Origin of the sequence: Microcoleus sp. Z1_B2, assembly GCF_036700325.1 — a bacterium.
GTDB lineage: Bacteria > Cyanobacteriota > Cyanobacteriia > Cyanobacteriales > Microcoleaceae > Microcoleus.
Window position 1 is genome coordinate 798 of the sequence record NZ_JAUBOQ010000009.1, and the last position, 17,031, is coordinate 17,828.

At 46.8% G+C, this 17,031-nt stretch carries 11 protein-coding genes and 1 tRNA gene; 3 read left to right on the plus strand and 9 right to left on the minus strand.

The window, feature by feature from the left end; all coding sequences use genetic code 11:
* The first annotated feature begins 24 nt into the window (after positions 1-24).
* On the plus strand, positions 25-6,438 hold the full coding sequence (locus QT984_RS06985; protein WP_333373640.1) for an Ig-like domain-containing protein: 6,414 nt from the start codon (positions 25-27) through the stop codon (positions 6,436-6,438).
* Positions 6,439-6,847: 409 nt separating this feature from the next.
* On the opposite strand, the gene QT984_RS06990 is transcribed toward QT984_RS06985, so the two are convergent.
* The 3 genes from QT984_RS06990 to moaC all read right to left on the minus strand — a co-directional run bounded on the left by QT984_RS06990 (position 6,848) and on the right by moaC (position 8,082).
* Complete coding sequence (locus QT984_RS06990) at positions 6,848-7,150, minus strand: DUF3181 family protein (RefSeq protein WP_333057367.1); 303 nt, start codon at positions 7,148-7,150, stop codon at positions 6,848-6,850.
* Between the two features lie 64 nt (positions 7,151-7,214).
* On the minus strand, positions 7,215-7,472 hold the full coding sequence (locus QT984_RS06995) for a 2TM domain-containing protein (protein WP_006633890.1): 258 nt from the start codon (positions 7,470-7,472) through the stop codon (positions 7,215-7,217).
* An 88-nt stretch (positions 7,473-7,560) separates the two neighbouring features.
* On the minus strand, positions 7,561-8,082 hold the full coding sequence (moaC, locus tag QT984_RS07000; RefSeq protein WP_333240223.1) for a cyclic pyranopterin monophosphate synthase MoaC: 522 nt from the start codon (positions 8,080-8,082) through the stop codon (positions 7,561-7,563).
* 78 nt (positions 8,083-8,160) lie between these two features.
* Between moaC and QT984_RS07005 the strand changes: the two genes are divergently transcribed.
* A tRNA-Arg gene (locus tag QT984_RS07005) sits at positions 8,161-8,234 on the plus strand.
* Between the two features lie 259 nt (positions 8,235-8,493).
* Here QT984_RS07005 and QT984_RS07010 read toward each other — a convergent pair.
* The 3 genes from QT984_RS07010 to QT984_RS07020 all read right to left on the minus strand — a co-directional run bounded on the left by QT984_RS07010 (position 8,494) and on the right by QT984_RS07020 (position 13,066).
* Entirely contained in the window at positions 8,494-9,738 is a 1,245-nt protein-coding gene (locus QT984_RS07010) for an MFS transporter (RefSeq protein WP_333057363.1), read from the minus strand.
* 165 nt (positions 9,739-9,903) lie between these two features.
* Positions 9,904-11,091 carry a glycosyltransferase family 4 protein gene (locus QT984_RS07015; protein ID WP_333057362.1) on the minus strand — a complete coding sequence of 396 codons (1,188 nt, stop codon included), beginning with the start codon at positions 11,089-11,091 and terminating at the stop codon, positions 9,904-9,906.
* Between the two features lie 250 nt (positions 11,092-11,341).
* Positions 11,342-13,066 (minus strand): DUF2079 domain-containing protein, encoded by a 1,725-nt coding sequence (locus QT984_RS07020; protein WP_333212246.1) that lies wholly within the window; start codon positions 13,064-13,066, stop codon positions 11,342-11,344.
* A 53-nt stretch (positions 13,067-13,119) separates the two neighbouring features.
* On the opposite strand from QT984_RS07020, the gene QT984_RS07025 reads away from it, so the two are divergent.
* Complete coding sequence (locus tag QT984_RS07025; RefSeq protein ID WP_333057358.1) at positions 13,120-14,358, plus strand: histidine kinase; 1,239 nt, start codon at positions 13,120-13,122, stop codon at positions 14,356-14,358.
* A gap of 54 nt (positions 14,359-14,412) precedes the next feature.
* Here QT984_RS07025 and mutT read toward each other — a convergent pair whose 3' ends face one another.
* From mutT to QT984_RS07040, 3 genes are all read right to left on the minus strand, one after another.
* Positions 14,413-14,817, minus strand: a complete 405-nt coding sequence (gene mutT, locus QT984_RS07030) for an 8-oxo-dGTP diphosphatase MutT (RefSeq protein WP_333057357.1) — start codon at positions 14,815-14,817, stop codon at positions 14,413-14,415.
* A 188-nt stretch (positions 14,818-15,005) separates the two neighbouring features.
* On the minus strand, positions 15,006-15,347 hold the full coding sequence (locus QT984_RS07035) for a DUF760 domain-containing protein (RefSeq protein ID WP_172187001.1): 342 nt from the start codon (positions 15,345-15,347) through the stop codon (positions 15,006-15,008).
* 221 nt (positions 15,348-15,568) lie between these two features.
* Complete coding sequence (locus QT984_RS07040) at positions 15,569-16,528, minus strand: RNA polymerase sigma factor, RpoD/SigA family (protein ID WP_333057356.1); 960 nt, start codon at positions 16,526-16,528, stop codon at positions 15,569-15,571.
* Positions 16,529-17,031: the final 503 nt, after the last annotated feature.

A 17,031-nucleotide genomic window follows, 5' to 3' on the forward strand; every position in this document is an offset into this window, starting at 1 on the left:
GTCATCAAGAAAACCGACGGCACAGTGGTGGAAACCATTGATGTCACCTCAGCCAATGTCACGGTTACTGGTAGTACAGTCACAGTTAATCCCACAGCAGATTTAGCGCAAGGTACAGATTACTACGTTGAAATTGCCGCTGGTGCGATTAAAGACTTAGCGGGCAACAATTATGCCGGTATTACAGGGGCAACTGCTTGGAATTTCAGCACTGCGGCTGCCGTTGATACCACAGCGCCGACAGCCACTTTCACCCCCGCCGACAACGCCACCAGTGTTGCAGTTGCTGCTAATTTAGTTGTCACATTGAGTGAAGCCGTACAAAAAGGCACTGGCAACATTGTCATCAAGAAAACCGACGGCACAGTGGTGGAAACCATTGATGTCACCTCAGCCAATGTCACGGTTACTGGTAGTACCGTCACCGTTAATCCCACAGCAGATTTAGCGCCCGGTACTGATTATTACGTTGAAATTGCTGCTGGTGCAATTAAAGATATTGCAGGTAATAATTATGTCGGTACTACAGGCGCAACTACTTGGAATTTCAGCACTGCTGCTGCCGTTGATACCACAGCCCCCACCGTAACCCTCGCTTCAAACGCTGGGGCAACAGTCAAGAATCCCTTCAATGTCACCGCAACTTTCAACGAAAATGTTACCGGGTTTATTGCCAGCGATATCAGCCTCACCAACGCCACTGTCAGTGGGTTTACCGGCACCGGTAGTAACTACAATTTCACTGTCACACCAACGGGTAGCGGCATCGTAACCGTCAACGTTCCCGCCAGCAGCGCCACTGATGCAGCGGGTAACAACAATATCGCTGCTGCACCTTTAACGCGCACTTTCGATTCTCGGATTGAAAACTGGAGCGAGCTAGACGCCTATCTGAAAAACAACAAGATTAGTGTACCTAATGTAGAAAAAAAAGTCCTCGAAGCGCTTGTACCGATGGTCAAGCCATTAACGGCTGAATTTAAAAACAACGAACTGAAACTCACCCATGACGGGAGCATACCTTTCGCTAACTTCGGAGTTCTTCCTCTTGTCGCTAAGGTTGCAACAGGTGTCACTATACCCCTAAGCAAACCCAGCCTCACCTTATCCAACCTAAACACCTCCGCTCCCACCTACGGACTCAGTGGAAAAATAAACTTTGCAGATGCTAAGAATGATGGTCAAAGAAATTTTTTAGACTTGATTAATGAGCAGCTAAAAATTAAGGAGGTAGAGCTAAAAGCAGAAGTTAGAACAGGTGTTCTACCAAAAGTGAGCCTCAGTGCTGAGTTAAGCACTCAAAACCTAACACTTTTGAAAGTTGACCCATTCTCGATTGAGATTGCTGGTTCTAAATTAACCGTCTCAGCAGATACAATTTCTCCCCCGAATTTCGGTATAGTAGGCAGTTATTTAATTAAAGGTTACGATCCCTTCCAAGCAAACGAACCTGCGTTAACACTTTCTGGAGGCTTAACTTTCGATCCCAAATCAATTACGGGTGCGCTTCAACTCACAGCAGCAACTCCTTGGAAAAATCCCTTTGGCTTACCTGATTCAGAAATTCGGAATTTAGCATTACAAGTTGGCGGAACCTACGCACCACCTTGGGTTGATACTGTTGGATTTGTGGGAGATTTAAAGTTTGGTAACTTCGATATCAAGTCGGCTTTCTTGGTCAGTTCTAACGATCCCACGAAATTTGCAGTGGAATTAACGGCAAATGCTCCTGTCAACCTTGTTGATCTCTGGGCTGGTCCCGTTTACTCTTATCTCATCAAACAAGTGGGGAAGGAAGTCAATTTTGTTAAGAAGGCAGAATCGTTTTTGAGGCAAACCTTGAATGTCAATATTGTCTCTGTTGATGGGCCTGATGCAGATACAAAGTTTGATCCACTACTCAAGTTAGTGCCGTTAGAGACAGAAATTGCTGAAACCAAATTAACCCAAGGTCTTGGTATTAATGGGAAGTTAACTGCTTGGGGTAAAGAAGCTTCACTCAGTCTCAATGCCAATCCCTACGCTCAAAGCAATCCAAGTTTAGAGGGATTTTTAAAGATTGATGAAATTGACTTGGGATTTTTGAAGCTGACGGGTGCGGATGGTCCTAATGATAAGACTTTGGATTTTGCCGTCAAGGTCAGTCCTACTGAACAATACCTTAAAGGAGATGGGAAACTTGAGATTTTTGGCCATACCGTTGCTAAAGCGAACGTGGAATTTACAAGCACAAGTGCCAAAATCAAAGATTTTTATTTGACCTATTATGGACTTGTCGCCCTAGACATTAAAGATTTTTCAGTTGATATTGCCAAGAAGACGGCCAGTGGATCTGGTTCTGTGAAGATATTCGGGAAAGAAATTGCCGGAGCTAAGATTAATGCTGATAGTAATGGGCTGAAAGTTGAAGGAAATATTGATTTAGGGATTTTATCAATCGATCGTGCGATCGTTGAGATTAAAAGTCCTACCGATATAAAGATTCAGGGTAAACTGAAGCTGTTTGGAGAAGAACTCCTCAATGTAGACGGGCGACTCTCTAAGGATGGTCTGAGTTTAAAGACGAAACTAGGCTATAACATCTTGGGCCAAAACATTGGTGTCGATCTTGACATCCGTTTAGGAAGTTCAAATAACATTGAACTAACAGCAAACGTACCTGGAATTGCTACTCAACCGTTGTCTATTGACCTTAATAAAACAGTTAATCAGTTCTCTAGTATCAGTGATTGGCTTGAGGACTTGGTTCTTGGCCCGATATTAGAAGGGGTTAATAAGGCTATTAAATCCGTCGAAGAGGGATGGAATACTGTATCACAAGGTGTAATAGCTGGGTGGAATGGGGTTGAGGGATTTTTCACAAACCTAAGTAGCTCTATTGCAAATGGCTACATGGACACTGCAAACTTTGTCGCTAAACTTACAGGAGACGATATAAGTGGTAATGATAACAACAACAAAATTAATGGAACAGGGAAACGTAACAACATATTTGCTCAAAGAGGCAATGACAATGTTTTCGGGCACGGAGGTGATGACTATATCTATGGCGATACTGGTGAGGATCTAATTTATGGTGGATCTGAAGATGACCGTCTTTATGGTCAATCAGACAACGACCTTCTCTATGGTGAAGGGGGCAATGACTATCTCTATGGTGGATCGGGTCGGGATCTCCTCAATGGTGGCAATGAATTCGATAGGCTTGCGGGAGAAGACGGCAATGACCTTCTTTACGGGGGAGCACTGTACGACGAGTTATTTGGTGGATGGGGTAACGATCAGCTCCATGGTGAGGCAGACAACGATAGGCTTGAGGGGGAACAAGGCGATGACCGTCTTCATGGAGGATCGGGCAACGACACGCTCTCGGGCGGATCTGTCGCCGATTGGGAACATGAAAGCGATTGGTTCGAAATATCGCAGGGAAAACCACGTATCCAAAAGGGGACTGCTACGAGTAATGACCATCTCTATGGCGACGGAGGTAACGATTTTCTCAACGGTGAAGGAGGTGAGGACAACCTTGATGGGGGGGATAGCAATGACAGCCTATACGGTGGAGGAGGTAATGACAAACTCTTGGGTCAGAGTGGCGACGATCTTCTGTCTGGTGACAGCAACGATGACCAACTACATGGCTCTCATGGTAAAGACACCCTCTACGCTGGCAATGGCAACGATTTTCTCTTCGGTCAGCAAGGGCCCGATTTGCTCAGAGGTGAAGATGGCAATGACACTATCTATGGCGAAGACGATGGAAAACAGGGACAAACCTATGATGGTTCTAATGACAGCGCTGACACCCTATACGGTGATGGTGGTAACGACTATCTCTTTGGTGGCGTAGACAACGATTTTCTCTATGGCGGGTGGAACAACGATTTTCTTGATGGCGGGTTGGGCAATGATATTCTTGACGGCGACTCGGAGAATGACACTCTCCGTGGTGATGACGGCAACGATACTCTCAGGGGTGGGAATGGCAACAATGTTCTCAGTGGCGGGAATGGCAACGATCTCTTAATCAGCCTAAACAACAGCAACGATACGATTAGCGGAGGTGCTGGTGAAGACACCTTATTATTGGTTGGGCAAAAAGCAGACTATGAAATTAGTAAGCCTGATACCTTCCCAAGAACTATTACTCTTAAAGCTAATCGCAGTATCGTCAAAACAGTCACTGAGGTGGAAAAGATCGGATATACGCCTAATACAAATAGTCTGATAGTTACTGAGGTGGAAACCTTGGGAGATACGACTATTACAAATAGTCTGATAGTTCCTGTAGTTCCTGTAGTTCCTGTAGCTTCTCTAGTTCGTGTAGTTCCTGTAGTTCTTGATACTGTCACTGAGGCGAAAAAAATCATAGTAGATGTAGCGCCTGTAATTTCTAAATTCTGGGGCAAACTATTCCCCAAAAGTCGCGTCATCGACGGTTACATTGCCGATGGTAAGATATTCTTCGATGCGAACTTCAATGGTGTATTGGATAATAACGAACCATTTACCACGACTCAAGCCGATGGCAGCTTTGATTTGGATATAGATATCGAACAGTTTGATACCAATCAGGATACTGAACTGGATCACACTGAAGGCCAGTTGGTTCTGATGGAAGGGGTGGATATGGCAACCGGCTTGCCGATGGCAACCCCCCTGAATTCTACGCTGAGATCAACAGTTGTCACCCCGTTAACGACGATTATTGCCGAGTTGGTAAAACAAGGTACTGACCCAGCAACTGCGGAAACTCAAGTAAAATCGTCTCTGGGAGTGTCGGCAGAAGTTGAGTTAGGGAGCTATGACGCTTTAGAGGCGATTTCCGATGGGGATACTCAGGGTGTCTCGGTGTTTGGCTCGATGATTATGGTGCAAAACACGATCGTCCAGATGGCGAAATTCATCGATGGGGTTTCGGAAACACCATTGGCACAACTTGCCTATAGTGGGATTGGTGCGATCGCTAATCAATTCAAAGGTGGCACTCCTGTCGATTTGGGTAAGGTAGAGACGATTCAAGGGATTCTCCAAGACGCAATTACCCAGGCAGCAAAGTCAGACTCCAAAATCAATCCGACACAATTGGCTGCTGCTGCCGCGGCCGCGGCTCAGATCGTGGCTCTGGGCAATGAAATGGTCAAGGAATTGGTGGCGAGTGGTCGTCCAATCACAGATATTGCCCTAGACATTACTAAATTGCAGGCGGTGTCAGTCGGTCAAATTGCGGTGGGACTTCCGGAACTGGCAGCGGGTACTGTGTCAGTCGAACAGTTCCTCGCCAACAACACCAAAGAGGCGATTCTCGATCGGATGGCGAAGGTGAAGGTTAATGACCCTACTGTTCGCCCTGTTGTCGAGACTATTGATGGTAATAGCCCGATCGTTCCAGAGGAACCTACCTCTGGCGAAATCGGCACCGAAACCGGTACCGACACACCAACATCGATCGATCCGACCCCATCATTAACAGCCTCGGAAACACCGACACCATCGGAAACACCAACTCCCACGCCAATAACTAATAACCTCTCAGACGATGACTGCATCTGCGACCAAATTACCTATCCCAACTTAAACCGACCCAACTCGGTTGAAAACACCATACTCGGCGCATCCGGCATTCAGATAGGCACTGCCCAAAACGATGAATTACTAGGTAGCAATGCTGCCAATATATTCGAGGGCAAATCCGGGGATGACAACTTATACGGTGGTGCCGATAATGACATTATTAATGGCAACCAAGGCAATGACTTCATCGCCGGAGGCAAAGATGAAGATACTCTCTACGGAGATGAAGGAAGCGACATCATCCTTGGCGAGTCGGGTAACGACTTAATCTTCGGAGGCAAAGGCAATGACTTCTTACATGGCCGCGAAGGTATTGACATCATTTATGGCAACAAAGATGATGACTTCATCGATGGTGGTAAGGATAATGACACCTTATATGGAGGCAAAGGTAACGACATCCTGCTTGGCAGTCAAGGTGATGACAATCTGTTTGGACAACAGGGAAATGATACAATCTGCGGCGGTGAAGGTAATGACTTAATCAACGGTGATGAAGGAGCAGATATCCTGGGAGGGTGTGCCGGAAATGATACTCTTTTCGGAAACGCCGATAACGATACTCTCAGTGGTGGGAAAGGCAACGATCTCCTTGACGGAGGCATGGGCAATGATAGTTTGATTGGCGGTAGCGGCAACGATATCTTTGCCTTAAAAGCTGGTCAAGGATTTGATATTATCGCTGATTTTACTCTGGGTCAAGATTTGATTGGATTAAGCGGTGGCTTGAGTTTTGGTCAGTTAGAAATAACTCAAAATACTCAGGGAACTCTTATTAAGAATCTCTTGACAGGGGAGCAGTTAGGTGTGATGGTTGGAGTGAGTGCCAATGCGATAACATCTGCTAATTTCATGCTGGTTTAGGGAAAAAGAGAAAAGTGCGATCGCCCATTCGATCCAAAAAGACCAAAAAAGGCGATCGCACTTAAACCCAAATCAACAATTGATACAGCGTATTCCAGGTTTAGGAAGTGTAGGATACGGCAATGCCCATAGGTGTCAACTTAAGTACAACCCATAGTCCGGCAAGGGTTGAAACCCCTGCCTCAAAGCGAAAGTCCTCTCAAGAGGACTCAGAAGAAGAATTTTTAAACTCATCAGTCCTCTTTCAGAGGACTTTAGCTATTAGACAGGGAATTCATTCCCTGGCGGACTGGCGGACTGGCGAGAGGACTGGCGGACTCACAGCTTAAGTTGACACTCCTTGGGCTCTTGGAGTGTCCCTACCGGGATTTATCTGGGGGTGTACTTCATAAATGTGAAATCTGCTGTATCACATCTTCCGCTGAAATTCCTCAAGCACATCCATCAACTGAACTTGACACTGCATCGGAATCAAATCGGCAAGCGGCACTTCCCGCTTGCCGCCGCCCAACTTGACTGGAATTCCTTGCAAAACTTGTCCAACTTTGTCAGCATCTAAATCGCCATCTTCCAGCATCGAATAAAGTTGTTGGGCAACAACTGTATGCAGGTGGGCATCATTGAGATACAAATGCCATTTGGCAATGTCAATGTAGACATTTTCGCCGATTTCGGCTGCTAAAGATTCGATCGCCTGTGTAGTATTAGCCATATCAAAAAAGCACAAAGTTATTTGTTATCAATCAAAAGACTTAACAAATCGCCGCCAACTGCCTTCAGCCAGAATCTTTGGTGAGGGGCGAATAATCGGCGATCGCAAAATGGTAAATCGCGTGGGCCAAAACTACTAGAGCCCATCCACCCGTTACCGAAATTGCCCAAGGCCAATCAGCCTTTTGCAAATTGTGAACAAACCACAAACCTGAATTGGTAGCAGAAAAAAGACCGACGTGGATAGCAAAATTCATCCGGTCATCTAAGCGGCGGTACTCTGGATCATTGCGATCGGGTTTGCGGGGCCAACGAGGAGGCATAGTTTTTCACTTGAAATTAGTAGTTCAGTGCCTATTTTAATCATAAGTGCAGCTTTTTGAATGCTGCATCCCTCTTTCGGCAGGAAACTTATGCCTCTACATTTTCATAGTCTCCAGACTTGCCGCCACTTTTACTCACCAGGCGAATTGACTCAATGGCGATCGACTTTTCCAATCCTTTCGCCATATCATACAAAGTCAGCGCCGCCACCGAAACCGCCGTCAGCGCCTCCATTTCCACCCCAGTTTCCGCCTTGATTTTCACCGTCGCCCGAATTTGATACCCCGGCAACCCAGCATCCGGCATCACCTGCACCTCCACGCTACTCAGCGGCAGAGGGTGACACAGAGGAATCAAATGCGCCGTCTGCTTCGCCGCCATAATTCCAGCCAGCCTTGCAGTGCCCAACACATCACCTTTCGGCGCATTCCCCGCTTCAATCGCCGCAAACGTCTCCGGCAGCATCCGCACCCTGGCAGCAGCCACAGCTTGCCGAACAGTCGGCACCTTCGCCGAAACGTCCACCATTTGGGCTTCCCCGCTGTTGTTGAGGTGAGTTAGCTGTGTGCGATCGGGCAATTTAGAAAAAGTTTGCGAAAGGTCTTGCATTTTTTTGGTAATGGTGTTACTGTTAGATTCTGTGAGAAAAGAACTTAATCAATTTTAGATTAAATCTTAACTCAACAGGGGCTTGTAGCTTAGTTGGATAGAGTGCATGGCTACGAACCATGAGGTCGGGGGTTCGAATCCCTCCAAGCCCATTTAAAAACGTTATAAGCTGTGAGTTCTGAGTTCTGAGTTTTGAGTTTTGAATTAAGAAATTAATTCAACTCACGATTTAAAACTCAGAACTTTTTTAATCTTTGTGGAACAGGCATCTTGCCTGTTTTTCAGAATGCTGCGCGGGAACAAAAACCCGGTTTCTGCCTCAATATCTGTCGCATAGATTCACGATTTTTGGGAGAAACCGGGTTTTTTGGTAAGTCCCATGATTGCCTCTTCCTTCTTGCTTCTGTAATATCATCGGTTCAAAGCATAAACATCTTTGCCTCGACCGATCGCAAACTTCATCGAATTAGACAAGCCCTTGCTAGACTGAGTAATAAAAATCAGCAAAGCCAAGCCAGCGAGGCCAGCAGCAAAACCAAACATATTTCTGTAGCCAACTTGTTCAGCCACAAAGCCTAAAGTCGGCCCAGCAATCGCAATGCCTAAATCAAATCCGCCAATACAAAGCGAAAACAACCGGCCCCTTTCATGAGGTTCGCACCTGTCCGACATCAGCGCTACCATCATCGGCAAAACCGTACCGCCCGCGCAACCTTCAACCAAAGCTGCTATTAAAAAAGCACTGGTGTTGTTAGCAAAATACAACAATAACATAGATAGGGCATAACAGATTAAGCCGCCAGAAATAAACAAGCCGCGGCCGTATTTGTCCGAAGCCCGTCCCGTGACTAACCGCATACCGAAACTGGCGATAGCTGCCGTAGAATAAAATAATCCCGGATTGAAATTAGCCTTGGTTTCTTGGATAAACAAAGGCATAAAAGTGCTCAAAGTTCCGAATACCAAACCAACCACCAATAACACTAAAGCCGGAATCCGCACTCTCGGATTCCAGAGCATTTTCCAGTATTTTTGGCTATTTTTGTCCTCCGATAGCGAGTCCGATTTTGTTAAATCGGCAAAATTAGGTTCCGCAATTTGGCAGGTAAAAAATACACTTATTGCAGCGAAAACTGCCGACATCGCAAACAAAGGAGTATAACCAACCCCAGCTTGCACAAATCCGCCAATAGCCGGGCCAAATGCTAGACCAATAGGACTTACCAAACTCATGTTACCGATTAATTCGCCCCGCTTTCCTGGTGGCGACAAATCTGTTACCAAAGCGCTGTAAGCTGTGGTAAAAGCGGCGATGCTAATACCGTGAAAAGCGCGAAGAAGTAACAGTAAGGGGATAGATTGAGCTAACAGGTAGCCCAAAGGGGCGATCGCAGCAACTGACGCACCTAGAAGCAAAACTTGTTTTCGCCCCCTGCTGTCGGCTATTTTGCCCAATTGTGGCCTCGATAGCAAAAGTCCGATCGCAAATGCACCCATCACAAAGCCAATTTGCTGTTTTGTGCCGCCCACAAATTGAACGTACAGCGGCAAAGTTGGCAGTAGCGAAGCCAAACTCGACCAGAATAGCAGCCCTGCGGTGAATAAAATCAGTAAGCTGCGTCTGGGTTGGGGATCGATTTCCCTAAAAATATTCAAGATGCGAATTCCCTTTAAATCTTATGAGTGCACTCAAAGTAAGTTCGAGTGTCTCTATCATTGTGTTACAAATTCTTAAGATTTGCCCCAAAAAAGTTGATATTCGACTCACTGTCAACTGTCAACTGTCAACTGTCAACTGTCAACTGTCAAAAAAGAGCATTCTTACCAATCAACCTCAGCCCTTTCCTCCACCACCCGTTCATAAACCCACTGGGTTTCTATCGCCAACTTCGGCCAACTAAACCGGCGTTCCAAATCTTGATAAGCATTGTCAACCAACCACTGCGCGTAACCCGGATTTTTCAAAACCTCCAAAATTCCCCAGGCCAAAGAATCCCGATTGTTTGCCTCAGTAACAACGCCAGTTTTAGTGTGCAGCACCACCTCTGGAAGTCCGCCCGCATCCGAAACCACCACAGGCACTCTTGCAGCAAAGCTTTCTAACGCTACAATCCCAAAAGGTTCGTAAAGACTGGGAAAAACCGCGCAGTCAGCCACCGTCTGAAATTTGTCGAGATGTTCCTCAAACATGAACCCAGTAAAATAACACTTATTCCAAATTCCTAAATGCCAAGCTAACTGTTTTAGATGGTCTGTATTGCCGCCGCCAACAATTACTATTTTCGCTTTCCCCCCCATTTCCCAAATTACTTTAGGTGCTGCATTTAGAAATACAGAAATACCTTTTTCGTAGCTAATTCTTCCTACATAATAAACTATTTTTTCGTCGTCTGCAGCAAACTGACGACGGAAGTTCATCGCGTCAAATTCGTGCCATCGGGGCTTTTTATCTGGTCTAATTCCGTTGTAAATTACCTCTATTTTGTTCCACGGAGTCGCTAGTACCCGTTCGGCTTCCCGCCGCATATAATCACTGCAAACAATTACCCGCCAAGAATTGTAAGCGAGGTCGTTTTCCTTGGCGTTAATGTAGCGCTGCCCTTCATTGTGGATGCCGTTGAAGCGCCCGTATTCGGTGGCGTGGATGGTGGTAATTAGCGGTACTTTAAAGGTATGCTTGAGGGCGATCGCCGCATCTCCCACTAGCCAATCGTGAGCGTGGATGATATCAAAGGGGCCTTCCTCAAGCATCAGTTTCCCGCCTTGGTAGCCCATGCTTTGGTTAAGGTTCGCCACCCAGTGAAAAAAGTCCCTAGCGTGCCCCACCACCACCCGATGCACACGTATTCCTTCCACCACTTCGTACATCGGCGCGTGGCCGAACTCTACTGTAATTAAGTGAATTTCGTGTCCCAGCTTCACCAATTCTGGATATAGTTCTGATACGTGGCGGGCTATACCGCCTACGATTCTGGGAGGAAACTCCCATGCCAATACCAAAATTTTCATCTTTCTTCCTCCAAATTTTTTATATAACTTAATGTTTAGGATTAACAGATTTATTGTATAATTATCACCCTTAAATTTAAGTTGAGCGCAAGTTGATGCCGAATGCCTGACTTTTGGCAGCAACAAAGACAGAAAATCATGGCTAAACCTGGTTTTTGCAGGAAATTGCTCGATCGCCATTACCTGAAAAAAACAGGTTTCCTCAAGATTTGAGCCACTGAGGGCAGCAATGGCGATCGCGCCTACCCGCTTACTGTTTCTTCAAAATCGGCTCCAATTCGCGCCGAAAACGAGTCCAAGCAGCAACTGATGCAGAATTAGAAACAGCACCCTGACGCATCAAAATCGCGCCGTCTTCAAAGCCAACAATGCCGTACTCTCCAGATTTGGACATTCGATCGATCGCCGGTACGATCTCCCGCAACTGTCCCCGTTCCGCGCGAAACGCAGCCTGATACTGCTGCAACTGCCACAAATCGGCAATTACATATTGCATCTTCACTGCCTTCCCCGCATCATTGCGGAGTTCCAACATCGGAAACCTGAGAATTTCCCGCCTGCTTGACAAAATCGGCACAATAGTATTCGTCGCTGCCACGCTAGCATCCGCAGGAATTTGAGCCAATAGCGGCCGCACTTGCAAAACGTGCTGCCATTGTCTGACGAGAGGAACCTGCACCCAAGGATCGATCGCATCGGGCAAAATCCAAGAAAAAGTCCGATTTGGGTTAGAAGTGAAGGTAAAAAATAGCGACAAACAGATGCAAAACGCCCAAAAGCGGCGAAACTTTGAAGAAGAAGGGAGAGGAAATAAAGCAGAAGGAAAACGCAAAAACATTCTTTCCTCTCTCACCATTCTATCTTCTTCCTTTTGACGCTGGGCCCACCACAGAATCGCCCCATAAAAAAGCCCTGGAACCACAGTCATCGCATAGCGAATATTAATCGCCAGCACCGACTCTCCTTTTGCTAAAAATAGCTTCAGCAGCGGAAATCCAGCTATCATCCAAGACGCAGGTGCGAAAGCTGGCACTAAAGCTAATGGCAACCACTGGCCAAGCAGGTACCTAATCTTACCAAAAAACGGCGTAAATAACTGAGCTACCAACCGTCCGGGATTACTCACCATTCCCCAAATAATTTCTAGAGTAGAAGCTTCATCTCCCTCGGCATATTGACCGAAGCGCTCCATCATAAACCGCTGGGATATATCAGCAGAAAACAAAGGCATAATCAGATTGGTCAGGACGATCATATAACCAAAACTGAGTATGCAGACAGCCAAACCAGTCCGAGGGTAGCGCCGGCTCAAAATCAGGTAAACTCCGACGCCAAATAACACAACTCCCCCATCTTCTCGCACGGCCAAAATTAAAGTTGCCAGAATCCCAAACAATGGCCACCAGCGCTTCTCCATCGCCAGCAGCAAGCCAAAGACATACAGCGGAATTTGACAAACATCGTGAAAATTGCCCATAGTCGGGCCGATGACCGCGTTAGCGCAGTAATAGCTCACAACAATTGTCGCCGACAGCCGGGGTTCCAGATAGTGTCTGGCGAGAGCATAGAGCACTCCTCCAGCCGCCGTAATTAAAGTCACCTGCAACACCGTCAAAGTGACGGGAGAGGGAAACAGAGAGTAAATTGGCAGCCACAGCATTAGCGCCGGGGTGAAATGCTGACCCAACCGGTAGTAAGATACCTCCGGAAGCTGGTTTTGGTGAACCACATTAGTGGACAAAGCCGAAGAGAGGGAACTCTCAAACAAGTGACCCCGAGTGCCGTTCCAAAAAAGTTGATTGAAAATTCCTTGGTCGTAAGTAGCGTAAAAGCTGTAGTAGCGGTGCAGCGTCAGCAACAGGCACAGCACAAAAAAGGCGACCGCCACTTGAACCACCACCCGCAGCGACTCATTTTTCTTCCATCTCAAAAATATCATCTGCCCGCCTGTAATGAAATTATCGGACAATAGCATAAATCTAAAGTAAGTATTAAATTAAAGTAGAAGTGAAATAACTCGGCTCGGCAATGCTCAATTATTTTCACCCGATCGAAAAGCTCAACAGCGTCCATCCAACACTCGGCACCAGCGGCACTGACTGTTCTCCCGAACAGCCGGTAAATCCCGCACCGCTTTTACAGCTTTTGCTGTTCGTAGACAAGCGTCCCTCTTCCAGGGAACAGACCAGACACATCCGCAAGTCCCTAAAGGATTTGAAGGCAGAGTGCGACTTTGAGCTTCAAATCATCGACGTAGGAGAACAGCCCGATTTAGCCGAACACTTTAAACTTGTAGCCACTCCCTCGCTGCTCAAAATTCATCCCGATCCGCGACAAACTCTCGCCGGCAGCAATTTAATCGCCCAACTCGAACACTGGTGGCCCCGCTGGAAGCGTTCTGTAGACGAATACACACCTGGGCAGCAGTCGGCCGCAGCTATTGCGGAAACCCTGACTGACGCAAAACCCATCTATTCCGTTGCTTGCGCGGCCGAACTCGTGCAGCTTTCTGATGAAGTTTTTCGCCTCAAACAGGAAAAAGAACACTTGCAAGAGCAGTTGCAGTTGAAAGACCGGATTATTGCGATGCTAGCCCACGACTTGCGTAATCCCTTGACTGCCGCATCTTTGGCTTTGGAGACTTTGGAGTCAAGTCAGAAGGTGAAAGAGGGGGAAAAGTCGCGTTTGACACCGAGTCTGGCGGCTCATTTGATGAAACAAGCCCGCCGCCAAATCCGAATTGTCGATCGTATGATTACAGATATCCTGCAAGCAGCCCGGGGTACAAACGCTCAACTCCACATTGAACCAAAAAGAATCGAACTGGGGGCGATTTGTCAAGATGTAATCTTGCAGTTTCAAGACAAATTTCAGGCGAAAAGTCTGAACATAGAAACAGACATTCCCGCAGATTTACCCTTGGTTTATGCCGATCCCGATCGCATCAAACAAGTCATAGTCAACCTGCTTGACAACGCCAGCAAGTACACCCCAGACCAAGGAACGGTTAATCTGTCCATTCTCCACCGCACCGCTTACAAAGTTCAAGTCAGCATTTGCAACAGCGGGCCGGGAATTCCTGAAGAAGATTGCGCGAGCATTTTTGAAGACAGCTTTCGGTTGCAGCGAGATAAATCAAAAGACGGTTACGGCATTGGGCTGTCTCTGTGTCAAGGCATCATCCGCGCGCACTACGGTCAAATTTGGGTAGACTCCGTACCCGATAGAGGCAGTTGTTTTCACTTTACTCTGCCCGTCCAAAAATAAAAGTTAGCTGTCATTTGTCAGTTGTTCAGTAGCAACCGAATTTTATATTACAGCTCAAATTTTCCGCAGTGCAGCAATAATCTGTGCGTTTGCCTTGGGAAAAGTAAATTGGTCAATTTCGTCGAGTGTCACCCAGCGAATTTCATCGCATTCGATCGTTTGCGGTTCCCCGCTGACGTAGCGGCAGTGGTGGACGTATAGTCTAACTGTAAATTTAGTGTAGTCGTGGTCAATCGTAATCAGGCGATCGCCAACTTCTACGACAATCCCCAACTCCTCCATAATTTCCCGTTTTATGCAAGCTTCGATGGTTTCCCCAGGCTCTATTTTTCCGCCCGGAAACTCCCAGAAACCCCCGTGTAGTCCATGTTGTCGGCGCTTGTCAATCAAAATTTGTTGGCGATCGTTCCAGATTGCAGCAACGCCGATAACTTTGTGGGCAACAGGAGGAAGAGACATATTAATTAGGAATGGGGAATGGGGAATGGGGAATTGGGAATGTAAGAATAATATCAATAATTATTCAATTATTTAATCTAAAATCAACCCTCTAAAATCTAAAATCTAAAATCTAAAATCTAAAATATTAAGCCCCCATCTTGCGAGGGGGGGCTTGACACTTGGATCACTTAAATGTTAAGAATCTACTAATCGTCCGAGCCATGTCTCTCACTGGCTTGTATGGACTTTTCAAAAGTCATTCGCTGTTCGGCATTTTTGAGAAAATAACCGCTAATCATAGCCGAGGCGAGCAATCTACCCAAATGTTCGCGACTGGTAGTCACTGTCACCCCGAAGTGTTCCGAAGGCAAATTCCCCAATAGTCCAACAATATTTCGCTCCATTACTTGAAACACTTCGTGAGAAGTCGGCTTAGACAACTGAGAAACTGTGTCGGGAGCCATTGACTGCACGTATTGCCATAATAAGTTGGCATTTTCTCCGTCTTCTTCAAAGAATTCTGGGGATTTATTAGATGAGTTGCTCACGAGTACCTCCGTTTCAGACACAGCTTGTTATGTTAGACGCGGGCGGTTAAATTAAATAACCCTTATCTGATCGCTGCTGATCTTTATTACTAAGTAATTACTAATGTAGCAGGACAATCATAGCAACCAAGTGGGCACAACCGAATTAAAAGCGGCGGTTTTTACGATTTTAGATTGGGGATTGCGAGTGGGGGGGACCCGATCGCCAATCCCCAATCTACCTAGCTGGCTAGATAATCGTTGATATCTTGCTTGCGCTTGCGGAGTTTGGTCAAAGCTTCCCGTTCTATTTGCCGCACTCGTTCCCGACTGATGTTGAGACGATCGCCTATTTTTGCCAAAGTTAGGGTTTGCCCGTCTTCTAAACCGAACCGCAAGGCGAGCACTTCTCGCTGTTGCTGAGTCAGTTCCGCCATTAGCTGGTCTAAGTCAGTCCGCAGGGAAGATTGCAGGGCAAAATCTTCCGGGGTAGTACCCGTATCTTCCAATAAATCGCCCAACTCTGTATCTTGATTGTCTCCCACGCGCAAGTCCAGGGAAAGTGGCAGGCGCGCCCGATCGAGATATTCGCGAATCTGTTTGGGAGTCAATTCTAACTCGGATGCCAATTCAGCAGCCGTGGCCGCGCGACCAAGCTGTTGAGCAAGTTGGCGCTGAGCTTTTTTAATTTTGTTGAGCTTTTCGGTGATGTGGATCGGTAAGCGGATGGTGCGGCCTTTTTCGGCGATCGCCCGAGTAATTGCCTGACGAATCCACCAATAAGCATAAGTAGAAAATCTGTAGCCCTTAGTCGGGTCAAATTTTTCTACTCCCCGCTGCATCCCGATCGTGCCTTCCTGAATAAGATCCAGTAAATCTACGTTGCGCTTGATATATTTCTTGGCAACAGACACTACCAGGCGGAGATTGGCTTCCACCATTTGGCGCTTTGCCCTTTCCCCGTGTTCGATCGTCCGCTGCAACTGTGCCTCAGACAGCCCAACTGCCTGTGCCCATTCAGCCGCCGTCGGGTCGCGGCCTAACTCTTCGGCTAAAATATTTTTCTCCTGATGCAGTGCGGTTGAGCGCTGTACCTGTTTCCCGTAGAGTATTTCTTGCTCGTGGGTCAACAAGGGAACGCGGCCGATTTCCCGCAAGTAAGCGCGAACAGAATCTGTATCTGAGGACTTAAGAGTTTTCATGAGCTTTTCCCGCTGAGGATCTGTGCCTCTAAAGGTTTGCGGTAGTCGCAAACCCCTAGCTTTAGCTGGGAAGGAAAGCGGGCGGGGACTTGCGCTTTCCTTCCATTTAAAGAGGCTTAATTTTATGGTAGCTAGCTACTACTCCCAGTCAGCACCGTCTCAGGTTAGGTTTTGGTTGGGGCGAGCACAATACTACGTTATGTTAAGAATCTTAACATTTGTGAGAGCACTTGGCTACACTTCTTCATATTTATTTCATGCCAGCCTGAACTGTTGATACGAGAGTACCCGCTTTCCTGGCTTTACAGTGTGCATCAATATAAACAAAAGCCGCCACATCTCAGAGGGGGAGATTGGTAGAGGGGCAGGGCTGTTTCATTATCTTGTAGGGGCAGCCCCCCGTGGCGGCCCTGAATATGAAGTTACAGGTATTGATGAACCCGCCCCAACAGATAATGACTAATGAGTCATGACTAATAACTAATGACCGAAAACATCCAGGA

Bases quoted from the DNA above. Each gene is read 5' to 3' on its own strand.
- QT984_RS07040 (WP_333057356.1), bottom strand. From the start codon at position 16,528: ATGAAAACTCTTAAGTCCTCAGATACAGATTCTGTTCGCGCTTACTTG.
- moaC (WP_333240223.1), bottom strand. From the start codon at position 8,082: ATGCAAGACCTTTCGCAAACTTTTTCTAAATTGCCCGATCGCACACAG.
- QT984_RS07020 (WP_333212246.1), bottom strand. From the start codon at position 13,066: ATGCTATTGTCCGATAATTTCATTACAGGCGGGCAGATGATATTTTTG.
- QT984_RS06995 (WP_006633890.1), bottom strand. From the start codon at position 7,472: ATGCCTCCTCGTTGGCCCCGCAAACCCGATCGCAATGATCCAGAGTAC.
- QT984_RS07025 (WP_333057358.1), top strand. From the start codon at position 13,120: ATGCTCAATTATTTTCACCCGATCGAAAAGCTCAACAGCGTCCATCCA.
- QT984_RS06990 (WP_333057367.1), bottom strand. From the start codon at position 7,150: ATGGCTAATACTACACAGGCGATCGAATCTTTAGCAGCCGAAATCGGC.
- mutT (WP_333057357.1), bottom strand. From the start codon at position 14,817: ATGTCTCTTCCTCCTGTTGCCCACAAAGTTATCGGCGTTGCTGCAATC.
- QT984_RS07015 (WP_333057362.1), bottom strand. From the start codon at position 11,091: ATGAAAATTTTGGTATTGGCATGGGAGTTTCCTCCCAGAATCGTAGGC.